Source organism: Gammaproteobacteria bacterium, from assembly GCA_024235095.1.
GTDB lineage: Bacteria > Pseudomonadota > Gammaproteobacteria > Competibacterales > Competibacteraceae > UBA2383.
In genome coordinates this window covers 280,575-299,633 of the sequence record JACKNC010000001.1, presented here as the reverse complement: position 1 = coordinate 299,633, position 19,059 = coordinate 280,575, and the positions used below count along the sequence as shown (strand labels likewise).

Here is a 19,059-nt window from a genome sequence, read left to right as displayed (position 1 = left end):
AAGCCATGCGAACACTGTTAAGCGGGCTAAAAAATTTTACAGAATTATTGATGTTGATCATCCTGTTGATGGTCAGCGGGGGGATGGGCGACGTTCTGGCCCAGGGCTTTACCAATCCTGGCGGCGGCGATGGCGGGTTTACCGGGCGGCCGCTAATTACCGTCGAACTTTACGTTAACGATACCGTTACCGGCGAATCGGTCACTAGCACCCGGGTTCCGGTCAATCTATCCGGCCAACCGGTCAACCCGAGTTTGCCCTACACCCGCACGCTGACGGCTCTATTGAAACAGGACGGGCGATTACTGGCGGGCAATATTCAATTGGATTTAGCGCCGACGCTGGCTTCGGGCGCGCTGGTTAATCCCGAGGATCTGACCCAGGGGTTCCGCAGTCTGTCATTGGAAAGCAGCGGCATCGCGACCGCTTTTTTCCACGCCACCTCGACCCCTGGCACCGTGATTATCACTGCTTCGGCGGCGGATCCGACCACTAATCAGGTGGTGAGCGCCAGCATTGAGATCGAGGTATATAACGAAGAGCGTCCGCCCTTTTCAATCACTTTCACTGGTCCGTATGTCAACGCCATTTTGGCCGGTCAAACGCGGTTCGGCGATCCGCCTATTCAGAGCGGAACCTACAGCCGGGTGGTCAGCGTGGTGGTGAACGACATTAATGGCAACCCGACCAATCCCAATACGCAAATTAATTTTTTCCTGGTCGATGGCCCGCTGACCGGTTATCCCGACAATCCAGGTTCCTTCTTCATGGCTGGCCCCAACGGCGACCCTACCGAAGGGCAATTCCAGTTCAGGGCGCGTAGAGGCGCTTTCCGGACCAAGGGCGTTTTGCTCTTCGATTCGCTGGTGCTGGATGGGCGATTCCTGGATACCACCGGTTTTAACAACAGTTATCACACGACGTTGCGACGGGTGCAATCGGTGCCCCGGCAGCAAGTGTTGAACGTGAGTCAGCCATTCAATAGCGGCAAGAACAACCGGGGGACGGTGCCGTATATCATCGGACGCGCTGTACACGGCGCGGTATTGTCGCCGTCCTTCACCAATCTGAATGGCGTGGCCAGCACCACGCTGACCTATCCAGTGGAAAACCTGGGACAGACCGCGGTGTTGATGGCGTGCACCACCGATATGGATGTGTGCGGAATTTTGAATACCTGCAATCCCAGCGGCGCAAATTGCGACTCGGTGTATTTGGCGGCGACTAGTGGCGCTGACCGGGTGCTGACTGTATCGGCGACCAGCCTGGGGCCGAACCGCAGCACCGATGTGCGGATGTGCTTGCGCGATGTGAATTTCTCGCCACTACCAGCGACGGAAATTCGCTATGACGTTGGGGCGCGCGGTCAGGCGGCGGTGACGGTCAATGGCGTTGCCGACGTTCGCGGCGCGGTGCTGACCGGTGCGGAGGGTTGTACGACAGTGACCATCGCCAGCAGTGGCCAGATTCCCGGCAGCCAGGAGATCCCGATTCAATTCACCTCGGACAATGTGGCGGCGCCGGTGGATGTAACGATTCGTTCGCCGGGCGCAGGCAAGCTGGAGGGTTTATTCGATTGCCAGGTGACTCCGGCGGAGGGAACCGGCTCTTGCACTGGTACACTGCGGCTGACCGATGATGAAGGTTCGCCGATGGCGGGCATACTGATTGGTGTCGGACAGATTGTGGCAGCTGGCCCATTTACCTTGGTCTTTAATCCCGCCGAGGGTGAATTCGGCAAGACCGATGATCAAGGCCAGGTGCAGGTGACGGTCAATATGGAGCGGCCAGGTGACTATGCCTTCCCGTTCCAGACCGCGTCGGGCGGTACGGCGACCTTCACGCTGAATATCACGGTGCCGGCGCCGGGAACGCTGCAAATTGCCCTGGATCCGCTCACTGCAGAAGTGGGAACGCCTTACTCAGGAAGCTTGACCGCGACCGGTGGCGTACCCCCGTATGAATGGTCCATCGCGGGCGCGTTGCCGCCGGGGTTGTCGCTGAATCCGTCAACCGGAATTATCAGCGGCACACCGACCACCGATGGCACCTTCAGCTTTGTGGTGAATGTGAAGGAAACCCGACCAGCCGGCGATAACAGCGCTTTTACCGGTACGGCAGCGTTCACCATCGTTGTCGGCAAGCAGCCGGAGCTGACGGTGACCCTGGAGCCGTTGACCGGCACGGTGAACGTGCCCTTTAACGGTGTGGCTGGTGCGACCGGTGGGACAGCGCCGTATAAGTTTGAGAAGCTGGCGGGTAACTTTCCGTCGGGTGTATCGCTGAATTCTAGCGGTACGTTGTCAGGAACGCCCACGGCGGTGGGAACGTTTGCCGTGTCGATCCAGGCGACTGATAGCAAGGGTGCGACCGGAACCGGCAATTTCAGTATTGAGATTGCCAGCGAGTCGCCCATTACCGTGACCCTTGAAGGCGGTGGCGCAGGGGTGGTCGGCGAACCGTTCACCGACGGCGTGTTGGCCGCGACTGGCGGCACGCCGCCTTACACCTTCCGCGACGCCAGCAGCGTACTGGCCACAGCCGGTTTGAGCGTGGGTTCATCGACCGGCGCGATCACCGGTACGCCGACCCAGGCGGGGACGTTCACTTTCAATGCCGAGGCGACTGATAAAAATGGCTTGAAGGGAACGGCTACGGCGACCATCACTATCACCGATGGAGGTGGCACTGGCGAACCGTTGACGGTGACGCTCAATACACCATTGCCGACAGCGACGGCGGGCGTACCGTATTCCACGGTCATCGGAACTGTGGCGGGCGGCACCGCACCGTATACCTGGTCGTTCGAAAGCATTGGTAATCTGCCGGCGGATATTACGCTTAGCGACAGTGGGGTGCTGGCGGGCACGTTTGGCGCCGCGGGCACTTATAATTTCGTCGTCAAAGTAGTGGATTCGAGCAGTCCCCAGTTGACCAGCATCGCCAACGCTACGGTGACGGTGGAGTCAGGAGGCAATAGCGGTCCTGTTCCGACCCAGTTGGCGTTGCTGGCCAGTAGCCCGGAATTGCCGTCTTCCGACCAGACGCCGGTGACGATTACGGCGGTTGCCCGCGACGCCAACAGCGTACTGGTCGAAGGGGCGACAGTGACCTTCCAGATTAAGAGCGGCGATGGCACCTTGCAGGTGATCAGCGCAGTCACTGACGCAGCCGGTCAAGCGACAGCGGAGTTGTCGGCGGGCGGCAATAAGCGCAATCGTGATATCGTGGTGGGCGCGAGTTCAGGGGGCATCACGGCAAACGATGTGACGGTCACGGTGACTGGCACCCGGCTGGATATCTCTGGGGTGCCGACAGCGATTCAAGTCGGCGATGAAGTGCCATTGACCTTTACCCTGATTGATTCGTCGGATCGGGGTATTGGCGGCGCGCAGATTCAGGTGACCGTTTCCGGGGCCGTCAGTCAGACTCAGACATTGACGACCAACGCCTCGGGCATCGCGTTGGACGATCAGGGTGAACGATTCATTCTGAGGGTGACTGAGTCGGGTTCGTACACCATCAATGCCAGTTGGGATGGGCTGTCGGCGAATGCCAATACCTCGACGTTACCGGTCGAACTCAGTGCCTCGCCAGACAGTTTTATCATTGAAATCTACGATCTGGAAACCAATGAGCTGACCGAGAGCGCAGCGCTGGATACCCCGGTAGGTGTGCGGGTGACCTGGACCAGGGATGGCCAGCCGGTAGTGGGGGCCAGCGTCCGTGTGCAAACCACTAAGGGCATCCTGAATCCTTCGGAAGCGGGCAGTAATGGTACGCAGTATGCAGGCATCACCAATGCTGATGGGCAAATTAGCGATCTGCTGACGATTCAGTCAAGTGTGCCTGGCAGCGCCACACTGTCCGCCAGCGGCGCCTTGGGCGTTGACTCCGTGGCGGCGACGGTGAGTCTCCAGTTCAGTTCTACGGTGCCTGCGCGCATTATTGATCTGCAAGCCAATCCTACGAGCGTTGGCGTTAATGTTCCGCCTAGCACCGTTGAGCGCAGTACAATTACCGCTATTGTTGTAGATGCCAGCGAAAATCCGGTGATTGGTCAAGATGTGCTGTTTACTGTGCTGCGCGACACCAGTGGCGGTGCATTGACCTCCAGTTCGGCGAAAACCGATCTGGCGGGCCGGGCCAGCGTCGAATACATTGCCGGTTCCTCGGCGACCCAGGAAAATGGCGTGATTATTCAGGCGGCGATCGCTGAGACTAGTTTGACAGGGGAAGTGCAATTGACTGTGGCTAAAAAGGAACTTTTCATTACGCTGGGTACGGGTAATGTCGTTCTGGAGAGCGAAGATGCTACGAAGTATTTGCTACCGTACAACGTGCTGGTGACTGACGTGGTCGGTGGAGCCGTTGCCGGAGCTAGTGTCGTTCTTCAGGTTATCCCGAGCAACTATAATAAAGGGCAATATTTCCGTGGATTTATCGGAACAACTGAAGTATGGATACCTCAGGTCAACCAAACTTGTCCGAATGAGGACCAGTTTTACCCTCAAGGCGATCCGCGGCGAAATAACGGTGTTTTGGATGCGGGTGAGGATACCAATGGTAATGGTCGGCTTGATCCGGGCAATGTTGCAGCCCCATCGGTGCCCTCTGTTACTACGGATGATTCGGGATTTGGTGATTTCAGCGTTGTTTATGCGCAGCAATACGCTAATTGGGTGACGGTCGCATTGGAGGCCAGTACGCGGGTCAGTGGCACCGAAGCGCGTCAAAGCGCCGCCTTTACCCTTCCTGTTCTTGCGGGTGATGTGCTGCCGGCAGTCCCAAGCCCTCCTGGTCAGCCAAGTCCTTTTGGCGTATTGCCCAGTTGCGCGATTTCGGTTGAGAACGAGGCAGCTCTGACGGTTGCCGCCAGTCCTACCAGATTGAATTTATCGGTGGGCGGCACTGCCCTTGGGCCGCTGGCAAGTGTGTCTGGTAATGTGACGATAGTTGTCAATTTACCGGGTAATGTGGATCTAACCGGTACGACGGTCTTTGCTACTGCGGGTTCGACGAATGCTACTTTGAATCTAAGTGTCGAACCCTTCAGGTCCAACACGACGGGGTCAACGGCGCTGTTCAACGTGACAGTGACCAATCCAAGCCAGGATCTATCGGTGCCTGTTCCCGTAACCGTCGGGTCGGTGACGTTCGAGGTGGGTAATGCCAAGGTGGTAGTGCCAGTTGAACTAACACCGTAGCCGTTCTCAACTCCTCCTAACCCCCTCTTTTGCAAAGAGGGGTATTGGGCTGCTTGGAATTGAAGTTGAAGAAGCCAATGGCGACGCTTTACCAGCAAGATGTCATTGCATGGGCTAATCAGCAGGCCGCTCTATTACGTGCGGGTCGCTTCGCCGAACTCGATGTGGAACAGGTTGCTGAGGAGATTGAGGATGTGGGTAAAAGCGAGCAACGCGAGCTGGCGAATCGCATAGCGGTCTTGTTGGCGCATCTCTTGAAATGGCAGTTTCAACCGGAACGACAGGGACGGAGTTGGCGACAAACGATTACCGTCCAGCGACGCGCCATTGCCAAGCGCTTGCAGCGAACGCCGAGTCTTAAAAGCGTCTTTGGCCGATATGCAGTGGTGGGAAGAAGTATGGGCGGATGGCGTAGCTTTGGCAACCGAAGAAACCGGGCTGGTTTTTCCAGACGCATGCCTCTGGTCTATAGATCAGGTGATGGCTGAAGGCTTCTGGCCGGAGTTGTAATGAAAGCAGATAGGAGTAACTGTAGGAGATGGTGAGCTTGCGAACCGTATCCTACATCTGATCCGGCGATCACAGGAAAATTTACAGTACCAAAATAATCTGCTCTTTACGTAGGCGGGACTCGCGAATCACCATGTAATGGGTTTACTCTTTTTTCTAAAGATGCAGCGATAAGACATGTTGTGGGGTACAGTCATGAATAGCAACGGGTGGGCAATGCGCAGTGGGAGGCAGTGGCTGTGCGTCATACTGTGGGCTTTCGTCGTCAGTGTGCTGCTGGGTCAGGGCGTGGCGCTGGCGAGTGAGGCAGCGGTGCTGGACCGACAGCCAGCGATCGCAGCGCAACGGGCGCGGATGATCGAGGCGTTCGGGCGGTCACCGTTGCATTTTGAACCGAATCAGGGTCAGGCAGCGGAAAACGTGAAGTTTGTGGCGCGGGCGCCAGGCTATCAGTTGTATTTAACCCCGAATGCGGCGGTGCTGGCGTTGCGTGGAAAGGAGCAAACGTCATCGCTGGTGCAAATGCAGTTGGCTGGTGATACGGTGAATTCAAAGCCGGTGATGTCCGGCATGGATGCGTTGCCGGGCCGCAGTCATTATTATCTGGGCAATGATCCGCAGTATTGGCAAACCGATGTGCCGCATTTCGCTAAAGTACGTTATAGCGAAGTGTATCCGGGAGTGGATTGGGTGTTGTATGGCAATCCGCGCCAGTTGGAGTATGACTTTGTGGTTGCGCCGGGTGTTGACCCGACAGTGATCAATCTAAGTCTGGTCGGGGCGGATGAAGCGCGCATTGCCGATAATGGGGAGTTGGTGGTTTTAGCGACCGGGCGGGAAGTACTGCATTCCTCACCGACCATTTATCAGGTGGTGAATGGCGAACGGCGGAAGGTAGATGGGCGTTATGTGTTGCGTAAGTCCATTGAGGATGCGCCGGTAGTGGGATTTGAGATTGCCGCTTATAACTCGCAGCTACCGCTGGTGATTGATCCGGTGGTGTATTTTACTTTTGTGGGCGGTGCACCGGATGATGATACCGGTGTCGGCGGCGATGATCGGGGTTTAAGCATTGCAGTGGATAGCGCAGGCAATGCGTATATTACCGGTTCGACCAGTACGAATAATGCGAACGTGGGGGATGCGGGTAAGCAGTTTCCTACGACGAGTCTTGCAATCAATCAGAATTTTAGCGGGGGTACTGACGCTTTCGTAACCCGGATGGATGCAGCCGGTACGATTATTTATTCAACCTATTTTGGCGGCAGCGCTTTCGATGTGGGTTATGGGATTGCCGTGGATAACGCGAGCAATGCTTATGTGACCGGTTCCACGAATTCAGATAATTTTCCACAGACGATTAAATCAACCGCTGAGCAGGTTGATGAAGGCGATACTATAGTGATTACGACGACAACGCCTTTATCCGTAGCCCGTCCAGGGACTGCCTATACGAAAACATTTATAGCGACGGATGGGCAGTGTACACCAGTAGCGCCAGAAACAATATGTACGGTGACTTATACTTGGAGCGTTGATGGAGGTAGTTTGCCCTCCAGCCTTACGCTTTCCTCTGCGGGTGTATTATCAGGAACGTCAACTATTGATCAGGTGGGTAGCTACAATTTTATTGTCAAAGTAGAAGATAATGCTGATCCTAAAAATGTCACCCGTAAGACATTCACCCTGATTGTTGCTGCGCTTCAAGGCACCCAAGATGCTTTTGTTGCTAAAATCAATGCCAATGGCCAGTTGGGCTATTCAACTTACCTCGGTGGCGCAGGGAGTGAATCTGGTTATGGGATTGCCGTCAATGGTTTGGGTGAGGCTTATGTAACGGGGTACACTACCTCATCAAGTTTTCCAGGAGTGAATTTTCCAGGAACAACTGGCGCTGCTGCTAATGGTGGTGGTGAAGATTCCTTTATCGTCAAAGTGAACGCAGCAGGTAACGGCTTGGTATATAGCCGCCTGACCAACTTTACCGGCAATGATCGCGGCCAAGGCATTGTGCTAGATTCGGCGGGAACAAGCGCTTATATCACCGGCTATCGCAATAGCCCAACCAATGAAGCGGCTTTTATTGCTAAGGTTAATACAACCGGTGTCATCAGCTCTAATACATCTCTGGATGGTCCGAGCAATGAACGGGGTTTAGCGATTGCGCGGGATGAATTAACTGGCGTCTATATAACGGGCTATACCAGTTCTATATCCGGTATTGCTACGGAAGGCGCTTATGACGCCACGTTCAACGGCCCAACAGCTTCGCAGGATGCTTTTGTCGCCAAGTACACCGATTCAGGTTCTGCTTTCGCGCTGAATTACGCCACTTACTTGGGTGGATTTTCCAATGACGTCGGTTATGGCATTGCTGTAGATAGCTTTGGCAATGCTTTTGTTGCTGGCGAAACCTTCTCACCTGGTTTTCCAATGGTGGCTGCTGATGACAATGTGGCGGCCAAGAGCGAAGCCTTCTTATCCAGACTCAATGAAGATGGAACGAAGTTAACGTATTCCAGTTTCTGGGGCGGCGCCGAGAATGATTCCGGGCGTGGACTTGCCAAGGACTTCTCTAATGATGTTTATATGGTCGGTTATACCAACTCGCTTGAGGATGGCTTTGTCCTGGATCCGATTACGCCTTACCGGCGTTATTCGGGTGGCGCGGATGCATTTGTGACCAAATTCAGCATTCCAGTCATCAATACTGATTCCAATGCCTTGACGGTTACTAGAGTAGGCTCCGGCACAGTGACCAGTGTCCCGGATGGCATTGACTGCGGTGTGGATTGCGAAGAAGCCTATGAAGTGGATACGGAAGTCACGCTGACTGCTGAGGCAGAAGACGGTTCGATATTTGCCGGATGGGCTGGGGTATCTTGTGAGGGTGGAAATAACTCTGGAGCAACCTGCACTGTAAAAATGGACGCAGACAAGACAGTAACTGCGAACTTCCTGGATCCGGATACCTTTACGCTAACTGTGAAGGTGACTGGCAGAGGCGTTGTGATTAGTAGTCCAGAAGGTATTCGTTGTGGCTCTGGCGCTGCCGACTGCGCCAAAGACTACAATCGGGGCAAAGATGTGACATTAACTGCTACGGCTGCTCCTGGCTTATCTTTTGTAGGTTGGAGCGGTTGTGATAGTAATCCAAGCGTGGAGACTTGCTCAATCAAAATGAATGAAGCTAAGTCTGTCACGGCGGTTTTCCGGGAAGAGAGCCAACGATCATTGATTGTCAACCTGAAAAAAGGGGGTAGCAGCACTGGTTCTGTAATCAGCGACCCGTCCGGCATCAACTGCGGTGATGATTGCCAGGAAAGTTATGATATGGGTACTCGGGTGACGCTGACTGCCCAATCCGGAACCGACTCGGTTTTCAATGGTTGGAGCGAACCGACTTGTAATAGCGCGGATCCCTGCACAGTGACGCTGGACAGCGATAAAATAGTGACCGCCACATTTTCAGATTCTAATGTAGGAGTAGATTTGACGTTAGTCAGTCCCAAACCGGCTACGGCTGACGGGAAACAACCAGCGGGCAAAAATGGCCAGCGCAACATCAGTTTTGAACTCAATGTAGAAAATAACCAACCATTTGAAACAGGACTTTTCCAGGCCAGCCTGTACTTCGTTTCACCCGATAAAGCAGATGTGTTCCTTCCCACGGATTCGACGGTTTTCAGCGCAGGCAAAGAGTGCCAATTTAGTAGTTTACCTGCGGGTACCGGAACAAGCACCGAAACGGGTACGGAGCATCCACCGTGTATTGGCAGTATTGTGTTGCCTAATGTGCCGCCTAAAGATCTGCCAGCGGGCGACTACAAGCTGGGTGTTTACTCCCAAGGCCAGCGGGATGCCACTGATCGGATCTTCACCGTTAAACGGTTGAAGGTAACTGTCGAAGAATCTGGCAATGGAACGGTGTATAGCCAACCCAGCGGCATTGTCTGCAATGTCAGCACTAACTGCGATATTCCTTTCCTGTACGGCGATAAAGTTACGTTGACCCAGGCACCGAAGACGGATGGACAGGATCCGCCAAAATCGCTGTATACCTTCCTTTATTGGAGTGGGTCTTGCGTGGGTCTTAAAGACTGTGAGTTGGCCTTGTATGAGGAGGACACGACTAACATCACAGCCAGGTACTGGGATAATAACAAAGATCCCAGCCAGGTCGTCCTGGCTGTGTACAAGACCGGAGTGGGTACTGGTAAGGTAACCGGTACGGTGGTTGCTGATGACGGTGCTACTACCACGGTCATCGATTGTGGCGCTGATTGTTGGCAGTCCTACACAAAGGCTGATAGCAAGATCGTCACCCTCACAGCCAAGCCCGACGTGAGTACCTCCTCCTCTTTTACTGGTTGGAGCGGAGCTTGTGCTGGAACCGGGACAACCTGCACGGTGACGATGGACGCCATCAAAACGGCTACTGCTACTTTTGTCAGCTCATCGACCGAGCTAATCACCCATTACTACACCTCTATCCTGGGTCGCGCGCCCGATCCGACGGGCCTGGCTTTCTGGCAGGCTCTCATCGCTGAGCGCCAGGCGGCAGGCGTCGATGTCAAACCTGTATTCCGGGATATGGCGAACTTCTTCTTCAACAGTCCCGAATATCTGGGTAACAATACTAGCGATACCCAGTTCATCACCGATCTCTATCGCACCTTCTTCCAGCGCGAGCCAGATGCGGATGGCCTGACGTTTTGGCAGGGTGAGTTGGCAGCCGGTAAATCACGCAACGACGTGATGGCGGACTTCCTCTATTCTCAGGAATTCACTGACTTTATGGCGGAACTGGGTCTTTAGATTTGTCGATCGGATAAATCCCTGCCCGGTTTTGCGCCGGGGAGAGAATCAAAAAAACGCCGCTTTGGTGAAACCGGAGCGGCGTTTTTGTGTGTGATTTTGGCAAGGAGTATAGTGATTATGAAGCCAGAGTGGAGAGAGCAGGCTTTTTTTAAGAGTTAGGCTGCAAAGATAGGATTTAAAAGTCATGAATACAGAGTCGTTGAAAGAAGCGATTCGACAAGAGTTACCGCAGCTTTTGCGGACCGATTCCGACTTGCGCGCCTATATTCTCGACTTGACTCGTCGGGAATATGCGGGGCGAGAGGAAACCCAAGATCGGTTTTATGACCTTCTAGCGGAATTGCGCCGCGATCGGGAGGAGCAGAACCGCAAGTGGGACGAGCAGAACCGCAAGTGGGACGAGCATCAGGCGGAGCAGAACCGCAAGTGGGAGGAGCATCAGGCGGAGCAGAACCGCAAGTGGGAGGAGCAGAACCGTAAGTGGGACGAGCATCAGGCGGAGCAGAACTGCAAGTGGGAGGAGCAGAACCGTAAGTGGTGGGAGAATCAGCAAGAGCTGCGGCAGCTCCATGAGGAAATTATGGCGCAAGCGAAAAAACATGACCGCAGCATTGGCGCTTTGGGGTCGTGCTGGGGTCTGCAATCCGAGAAAGCGTTCCGCGATGCGCTGGCCGGAATTCTGGAGAAAAACTTTGATGTGCAGGTGCTCAGCGTCAATGAGTACGATGATCAGGGCGAGGTGTTCGGTCGACCGGATCAGGTGGAGTTGGATGTGATCATTAAGAACGGGTTGCTGCTGATCTGTGAATTGAAATCGTCGATTGATAAGGCAGGAATGTATATTTTTGAACGCAAGGCGCGGTTTTATGAGAAGCGCCACGGGCGGCAGGCCAACCGGTTGATCGTGATCTCGCCAATGATCGATGTCCGGGCGCACAAGGTCGCTGAACAATTGGGGATTGAGACCTTCGGCGATTCGATCCTGGTTGAGGAGCTATAGACGGCGGGCCAGTCAGGATGAATTGCCGTTTGTCGGAAAAATGTGACCGTTGAATCAGAAGCGGCGTGAAGAGGAGACTGCGTTTTGTGTAGGGTGTCAACTATTAACCAATGGTGTAGTGACGATGAATAGACAACGAGGGTTTACTTTGATCGAACTGATCATCACGATGGCCATTGCCGCGATTGTGCTTACCGTCGGCGTACCGTCATTTCAGGCGATGATGCGCAATAATCGTGCGGCTACCTACACGAACGAGTTTATGAGCGCGCTCAATCTGGCCCGAAGTGAAGCAATTAAACGGGGCTGGCGAGTTGTGCTTTGTCCTGGCAACCAAGCCGGATGTAACGGGAATGCGTGGGGCAATGGCTGGATTGTTTTCGTCGATGCCGATGCGACTGGCGACGGCAATTTTGCTAATGACCCTATTACAGACAACAACGGCACATTGGACGGCAATGAGGTTGTTCTCCGCGTTTATGAGGCGTTCGATGGCGGCAGGACTACATTGACAGGCAATGCTCCGGCAATCCTCAACCCACCAAATAACCAGTACATTTCTTTCTCACCGGATGGAACAGCGCGTCAACTTGGCAATGCTCCTCTGGCATGCACATTGACTCTAAGTCTCTGTCATAACAACAATCAGCAAAATCAGATTATTATCAATTTTGTTGGACGAGCGCGAGTGAACACAGATCTGCAGGGTAATTTAGGAATAACACCCTGTACTTTCTAGACTGGAGGATAAGAATGCGAAAACAAACTGGTTTTACCCTCATCGAGATTCTAGTAACGGTCGTGGTGTTGGCGATTGGACTTTTAGGACTGGCTGGCCTGCAGGCGACGGCATTAAGGTTTAATAGTTCTGCTTCTCAACGCTCGCAAGCAACGATCTTAGCGTATGACATTCTTGAACAGATGCGAGCTAATGTAAAAGGAGTCCGATGCGGTTTCTATGATGCGGCGAACACGCAAAGGCCAGGCGAAGATTGCAATGCTATTTTGGTTGCAGGCTTGAATGGCATCGCTGTGACTGATACCGGAAGGTGGACAACGGCATTGAATAACACACTGCCGTCAGCAAATGGCACTATTAACTATGATGGCGCAATCGTGACAATAACCATCCAATGGGATGACAGCCGCGGACAAGAGACTCCCAATCAATTTATCGTGACGACCGAACTATGATGAATACACGCTATCCTCACTTTTTTAAATCAAGCCACCTTCAGCAAGGTTTTACGATGGTGGAAATTTTAGTCGCTCTGGTCATTAGTCTGTTTTTAGTGGCGGGCGTGATTCAGCTTTTTATCGGTAGCAAACAGACCTATCGTGGCTACGATGCGCTGTCCCGCATTCAAGAGAATGGGCGGTTTGCATTGGAAGCGATGGCGCGTGATATACGGATGGCCCGTTATTATCCAAGAGTTACGACAACAGTTGTCGCAGGCGCAGGAGGGATTACCTCGACGACGGTAACACCGCCGCCTGTATGGCCTAATATCCCTAGTTTTGGCGCATTTCCAATATTCGGTAATGATAATGGTGCTACAGATAATATTGCTATTCAATGGCTTGCTGATGATGGCGTTACATTTAACTCCAGAATCTATTCTATTGGGCCGCGAACAACGGGTGCTGTAAGTTGTCCTGAAGCAAATAACTCCCTAAGAGTTAATCGACTAGATGGCTTAAATAATCAGGAACTGATCGAAGGGGTTCGTAGTATGGAGATTCTCTATGGGGAAGACACAGCTCCCGCCGGTACCCCTCCTACCCCTAGTGTAGCTAGACAAATCGTTCCGGCTGGGGGTGTGGTCAACTGGAACAACGTCGTTAGTGTCCAGATCAATTTATTGGTAGTGGGCCTTGAAGGCAATTTGGTCACCACTCCGCAAGGTGTTAATTTTTCTGATGGCGCTGGAGGTCAAACTAATGTGATTTTAAATAACCGCTGTTTAGGTCAAGCTTTTTCTACAACCATCGCCTTGCGGAACTAACTTGTGAGAACCGTCATGTACATCTCGTATTTAAGCAAAAATAGTCTAAGGCTTTACCGACAGCGGGGTTCGGCGTTGATCATTGCCTTGGTTTTCCTATTGGCGATGACCCTGATTGGTGTGACAGGTATGCAAAGCACCACGCAACAAGAGAAAATGGCGGGTAATGTGCTTGATCGCAATCTGGCGTTTCAGGCCGCCGAAGCGGCGTTATTGGCTGCGGAAAATGCATTGGATCAGCGGGGCAATGCTGCTCCAGGAGTTCAACCAAACACCTTTGCGCCACCTGCGAGCTGGCTGGCTTTCAACTGGGGAGGTCCGCAACCGATAAATTATAATGGGGCGTTGATGGGGATTTCCGCCCCGCCGAGTTATGTGATTGAGTACTTAGGCAACATAGCTCAAACTGGTGGCTCAGGGAGTAGCCAGGTAGTGAATAATCGAACGAGTCTGGGAGATGATTATTTTCGTATCACTGCCCGTGGAATCGGCGGTTCGCCAAACGCTGTAGTCATTTTACAGAGTGTCTATCGGATGTAGACTTTATGTAAATGGGAACAGTAGCAGGTTTTTATTTGCCTTGGAAACTCATCATGCTCTTGCTATATAGCAATGATGCATTCCAAATGATTTATTTGAGCTTTGGAGGATAAACCATGAATTTCGCGGCTTATTTTGAAAAATCTGGAAAATCTTTCTGGATATACCCATTTATTCTGACTATTTTAATTTCGGTGCCATTGCACATAACTCAAGCATCTAGTCTTATTGGAAGGATTACCACGATAGATGTTATCGAAAGGATAATCGAAGTTGATGGTCAACAGTATAAAATTGCCCCTCAAATCGATCTTAAAAAACTATCTAATGAGACCGAAGAGACAATAAGCATTACAGATTTGAAGGTCGGTTACTATGTCGAGTTTGAAGCGGATGGTAACCTCATTCAAAGTCTTCGTGTTTTTGATGTACCACATATATGAGGGAGATTTTGTTATTTCTACTTCTCCATCCGAAGACCAGAAATTTCTATTAATCAGAGAAATTAAGCTGAGGTAGACCATGGAAAACCAAAAATTATTACTTTCCAATACAGGCATCGTTAAAACATTATCGATGCTATTCTTGCTAACCATTACCCTGACTTTATCGGGTATTGGAAGCCAAAATGCACGGGCAACGGTTTCGCAACTGCCACTGTTTATGGCTTTGGATAGCGTAGATCCGAATATTATGTTCATCATTGATGACTCGGGTTCAATGTTCTTCGAGGTCACCCCAGAAACTTTGGCTTTTCCTGGCCTCTCCTATGCAGGGTTTGTCTTTCCGCGCGCGGATAATGTTTATGGTCCAAGCGATTACTTAGACAACTTTATTCAAACGGCTACGGTAGATTCAAATGTTGCTTATACTGCAACGACCCGTTCGCCGCAGTTTAACAAATCTTATTACAATCCTTCAAAAACCTATAAGCCTTGGATCAAGTATGATGGCAGTTCCTATCCAAATGCTTCGCCTACTTGTGCATATCATAATCCAGAGAACACAGGTAGCTGCCCTAGTGGATCCGTAAACTCTGTTGCTCGTAATCTGACTGTGAATAACGCTAGGTATAATAATAACTACTGGCGAACGTGTACCAGCAATGGAAGTTGTTCGTCATCGACGAGCGATAAAACCTTCTGGCCTTCCACATACTACTGGCATAATGGTGGCGACCAATGGAATTGGAATAACTACACCCGGGTCGAAATTAAATCCAGCACCTCAACCTATAGTGGTCACAGTCGTGATAATCGAACTGATTGTACGGGTGGCATCTGTACTTACGCCCAGGAAATCCAGAATTTCGCCAACTGGTATACTTATTACCGCTCGCGAATCCTTACTGCCCGAGCAGGAATTGGTCAAGCTTTCGCGCAACAAGGCTCAAATCTCCGTGTGGGCTATGGGACGATTAATAAGGGATCGAGCATCATTGATACTGTAAGTAATACCAGTACGATTGTGCGTGGAGTGCGTCCGTTCACCGGTTCCAACCGTCAGGCATTCTTTAATGAACTTTATACACGCGATATCCCTGCTTCAGGTACGCCATTGCGCAAAGCGCTTGATGACGCCGGGCAGTATTTCTCCCGCACGGATAACTATGGACCTTGGGGCGCTGTCCCTGGCACTAACGATTCAAGCGATCATTTGCAGTGCCGAAAAAGCTATACGATTTTGATGACCGATGGTTACTGGTCAGGAGGAAGCGATTATCAAGCCAGCACCAGCGCGGCTCGCCAAAACGTCGACAATGCATCAGGACCGTCAATTTCCGCACCAGATGGTTCGACTTATCAATACACGCCGGCTGATCCCTATAGGGATAATCAAAGCAATAATCTTTCTGATATTGCGATGTACTATTGGAATCGTGACCTACGTACTGATCTGGACAACTTGGTGCCAACTGACTCAGTAGATAAAGCGTTTTGGCAGCACATGGTGGTATTTGGCGTTGGCTTGGGCGTCACTGGCTCAATCAATCCAAACGATGCATGGACGGCAGTTGCAAATGGCAGCGCAATTAATTGGCCGGACACGGGTTCTAGTAGTAATGGAAACTGTATTGGTACTGAATGTCCTGCACGGATTGATGATTTACTTCATGCTGCAATTAACAGCCGTGGCGGCTTTTTTAGCGCGGCAGAGCCGGATACCTTTGCTGACCAGCTAGCGGGAATCCTGGAGGATATTGTCACTCGCGAAGAAAGTTCCGCTGCTTCCCTGGCGACCAACTCGACCAAGCTGGACACCGGCACATCGATCTACCAAGCCACCTTCAACAGTAGCGATTGGACAGGACAACTCATCTCGTATGCGCTAGATCCTACTTACGGTACAGTGGGCGCGGCCACTTGGGATACCAGTTCGGCTGGCAAAATTCCGGCGGCGGGTAGCCGAACGGTCTACGGCATGATTGGCAGCGAGAAAGTCGAGTTCAAATGGAGCGCGCTGACGGCCGCTCAACAAACGACACTGGATGGCTTGGGTATTACGGAAGAGGTCCTGAACTGGGTGCGCGGCGATCAAAGCCAGGAAATGCAAAATGGGGGAACGCTGCGCAATCGTCAGATCGTCACCGAGGATGAAAATGGCAACCCGCTGCCACCCGCGGATCAATACAGCAAGTTACTCGGCGACATCGTTAATTCCGATCCTGCTTATGTCGGCGAACCAGTAGTCAATTTAAAGCATTCTGCTTGGGATTCGACAGGCTATGGAGCGTTCCTCAACGCGAATCAAGGACGAACCCCCATGCTGTATGTCGGCGCCAACGATGGCATGTTGCATGCGTTCAACGCATCGACCGGCGTAGAGCAGTTCGCTTTCATTCCCAATGCGGTGCTGGCCAATCTGGCCAGCTTGTCAGCCCCTAATTACAGCCATAAGTATTTCGTCGATGGCTCGCCCATCATCAGCGACGCTAAGATTGGCGGCAATTGGAAGTCAGCGTTGATTGGCACTACCGGCGCAGGCGGTCGGGCGGTGTTCGCGCTGGATGTGACCAACCCTGATTCTTTTAGCGTCAATAATGTCTTGTGGGAGTTCACTAACGATGATCTTGGTTACACAATCGGCCAACCAACTATCGGGCGCATTGGGGATACTTGGGTCGCAGTTTTTGGCAACGGCTATGAAAGTAATAATGGTAAAGCGTTTCTATTTATAGTCCCTCTTGACGATCCAACGAATTATATAAAAATCCCGACAGACAGTGAGACAGGTAATGGTTTAGCGACGCCTGCATTACTGGCTGATGATAGTGGCAGCTTTATAGCTGCCTATGCTGGCGATTTACGGGGCAACTTGTGGAAATTCGATCTAACTAGCAACGCAGTGGCGTTTAGCGGTAGTAAGCCTCTCTTCAAAGCTAGAGATGATTCTGGCAATATCCAGCCGATCACTGCGCCGATTGAAATTGCTAAACACCCGGATGGAGGGTATCTAATCTTCTTTGGCACCGGTAAGTATTTCGAGGTCGGTGATCACTCCGCCAGCGCCACTCCAGTAAACAGCCTCTATGGCATCTGGGACACTGCCGAATTTGAAGCTGGTGCTTGGAGCGGTGGAACCGCCATAAACAAGACTGATCGTAGCGTACTCCTGGAACAGGAAATTCTGGGTGAAGGAGTACAAGATGGGAATAATTGGCGCTTGCTGTCGAAAAATCCCATTACCTGGAATGTTAATGACGGGCGTGGCTGGTATGTTGACCTAGTTGTTAATAACAATCCAGAAGGCGAGCGCGTCATCGATGCGCCCATTCTGTTTCAAGGTCGAGTGATCTTTGTTACGCGCATTCCCTATAACATCGATCCCTGCATCCCATCCACAGGCACATCCTGGTTCATGGCGCTGGATTGGCTGACGGGCGGTCAAGCTGAGACCAATGTGTTTGATGTCAATCGTGATAATGAATCCGATACGAGTGATTATGTGACTATCGCTGGAGTCACGGGAGTAGCGAGCGGCTTTCAAACCGAAGTCGCCGGCATCGCACAGGCCACCCTCATCAGGTCCTCTGGAGGCGTTGATATACTTGCATCGGGAACTGGGGGTTTAAGTTCATCAGCTAGTGGGTCGGCGATAGCCGCCGCTAATGCTGCTGCTGCTGCTGCCACCGCCGCCGCCGCTCAACAACAAGCCGCAGCGGATGCCGCAGCGGATGTCGCAAATGCGCAAACTGCAGCGAATGACACGCAAACTGCGGCGGATGCCGATCCTACTGATGCGAATCTCGCAGCCGCTGCGACTGCGGCTGCGCAAGCCTTGGCCGACGCGCAAGCTGCGCAAGCGGCTGCCGACCAAGCCGCAGCGGACGCCAACACTGCTGCGGCAGCAGCGATTGTTAATGCCGCGAATGAAGTCATTAATAACGCTAATGCGATCATTAGCGGTGGAGGCAATGAGAGTGTTACTGTGGCGGAAGCCCAAACTGCATTAGCTCAAGCAACCACTATTCTTAACAGTGCAAATGCATTAACAACAGGCGCTGCCGTGAATCCGACCTGGGCTCCTACTCTCGGAGGATTGGGCAGGCAACTGGCTGGCGGTCAAGGCACGTCAATGCAAACCGTGGCATCCCGCCAGTCGTGGCAACAACTTCAATAAGTGGGAAATGGGCTATGTTTAAAATTTCACCTTTCTTGCGTAAGAGGCCCCGTTGCTTAGGGCGGGGCCGTTAAGTTCTGCTGATTCTGATGGGTAGGGCGGGTTAGCGTAGCGTAACCCGCCACCGCCGAAGTCCAGCAAAATCGGCGGGTTACGAGCTGGCGCTCTAACCCGCCCTACACAGAATTTAACAGCCCTGCGTTGCTTAGGGCGGGGCGGGAGAGCGCATCGCCTGTAGGGCGATCATCTTGCGTCATATCAGAATCCGGTGTCGGTCCTTTTTCCAGGATGTCCCTTTGGAAGTCTCGCCTTTCGTTCTTTAAACTGGTAGCGCGCCTCAAAAAGGTGGATTGCG

The 19,059-nt window shown here is 52.4% G+C and carries 9 protein-coding genes and 1 pseudogene; all 10 read left to right on the top strand.

The genetic code is table 11. The features are described from left to right. Nucleotides 1–5 precede the first annotated feature (5 nt). The 10 genes and pseudogenes from H6973_01230 to H6973_01185 all read left to right on the top strand — a co-directional run bounded on the left by H6973_01230 (nt 6) and on the right by H6973_01185 (nt 18,704). Entirely contained in the window at nt 6–5,207 is a 5,202-nt protein-coding gene (locus H6973_01230) for an Ig-like domain-containing protein (GenBank protein MCP5124291.1), read from the top strand. 77 nt (nt 5,208–5,284) lie between these two features. Further along, a pseudogene (locus H6973_01225) lies at nt 5,285–5,717 on the top strand (DUF29 domain-containing protein). A 270-nt stretch (nt 5,718–5,987) separates the two neighbouring features. Then, complete coding sequence (locus tag H6973_01220) at nt 5,988–10,535, top strand: SBBP repeat-containing protein (GenBank protein MCP5124290.1); 4,548 nt, start codon at nt 5,988–5,990, stop codon at nt 10,533–10,535. A 187-nt stretch (nt 10,536–10,722) separates the two neighbouring features. Further along, nucleotides 10,723–11,538, top strand: coding sequence for a DUF3782 domain-containing protein (locus H6973_01215; protein ID MCP5124289.1), 816 nt, complete (start codon nt 10,723–10,725; stop codon nt 11,536–11,538). Nucleotides 11,539–11,662: 124 nt separating this feature from the next. Next, the gene (locus H6973_01210; GenBank protein ID MCP5124288.1) at nt 11,663–12,277 is read left to right on the top strand and encodes a GspH/FimT family pseudopilin; all 615 of its coding nucleotides are present in this window, start codon (nt 11,663–11,665) and stop codon (nt 12,275–12,277) included. 14 nt (nt 12,278–12,291) lie between these two features. Then, the gene (gene pilV, locus H6973_01205) at nt 12,292–12,732 is read left to right on the top strand and encodes a type IV pilus modification protein PilV (GenBank protein ID MCP5124287.1); all 441 of its coding nucleotides are present in this window, start codon (nt 12,292–12,294) and stop codon (nt 12,730–12,732) included. After that, entirely contained in the window at nt 12,729–13,544 is an 816-nt protein-coding gene (locus H6973_01200) for a PilW family protein (protein ID MCP5124286.1), read from the top strand. Before pilV ends, H6973_01200 begins: the two co-directional genes overlap by 4 nt. A gap of 15 nt (nt 13,545–13,559) precedes the next feature. Continuing rightward, nucleotides 13,560–14,084: a pilus assembly protein gene (locus H6973_01195; protein ID MCP5124285.1), complete on the top strand. Its 525-nt coding sequence runs from the start codon at nt 13,560–13,562 to the stop codon at nt 14,082–14,084. 116 nt (nt 14,085–14,200) lie between these two features. Continuing rightward, nucleotides 14,201–14,527 (top strand): hypothetical protein, encoded by a 327-nt coding sequence (locus H6973_01190; GenBank protein MCP5124284.1) that lies wholly within the window; start codon nt 14,201–14,203, stop codon nt 14,525–14,527. 79 nt (nt 14,528–14,606) lie between these two features. Then, complete coding sequence (locus H6973_01185) at nt 14,607–18,704, top strand: pilus assembly protein PilY (GenBank protein MCP5124283.1); 4,098 nt, start codon at nt 14,607–14,609, stop codon at nt 18,702–18,704. Nucleotides 18,705–19,059: the final 355 nt, after the last annotated feature.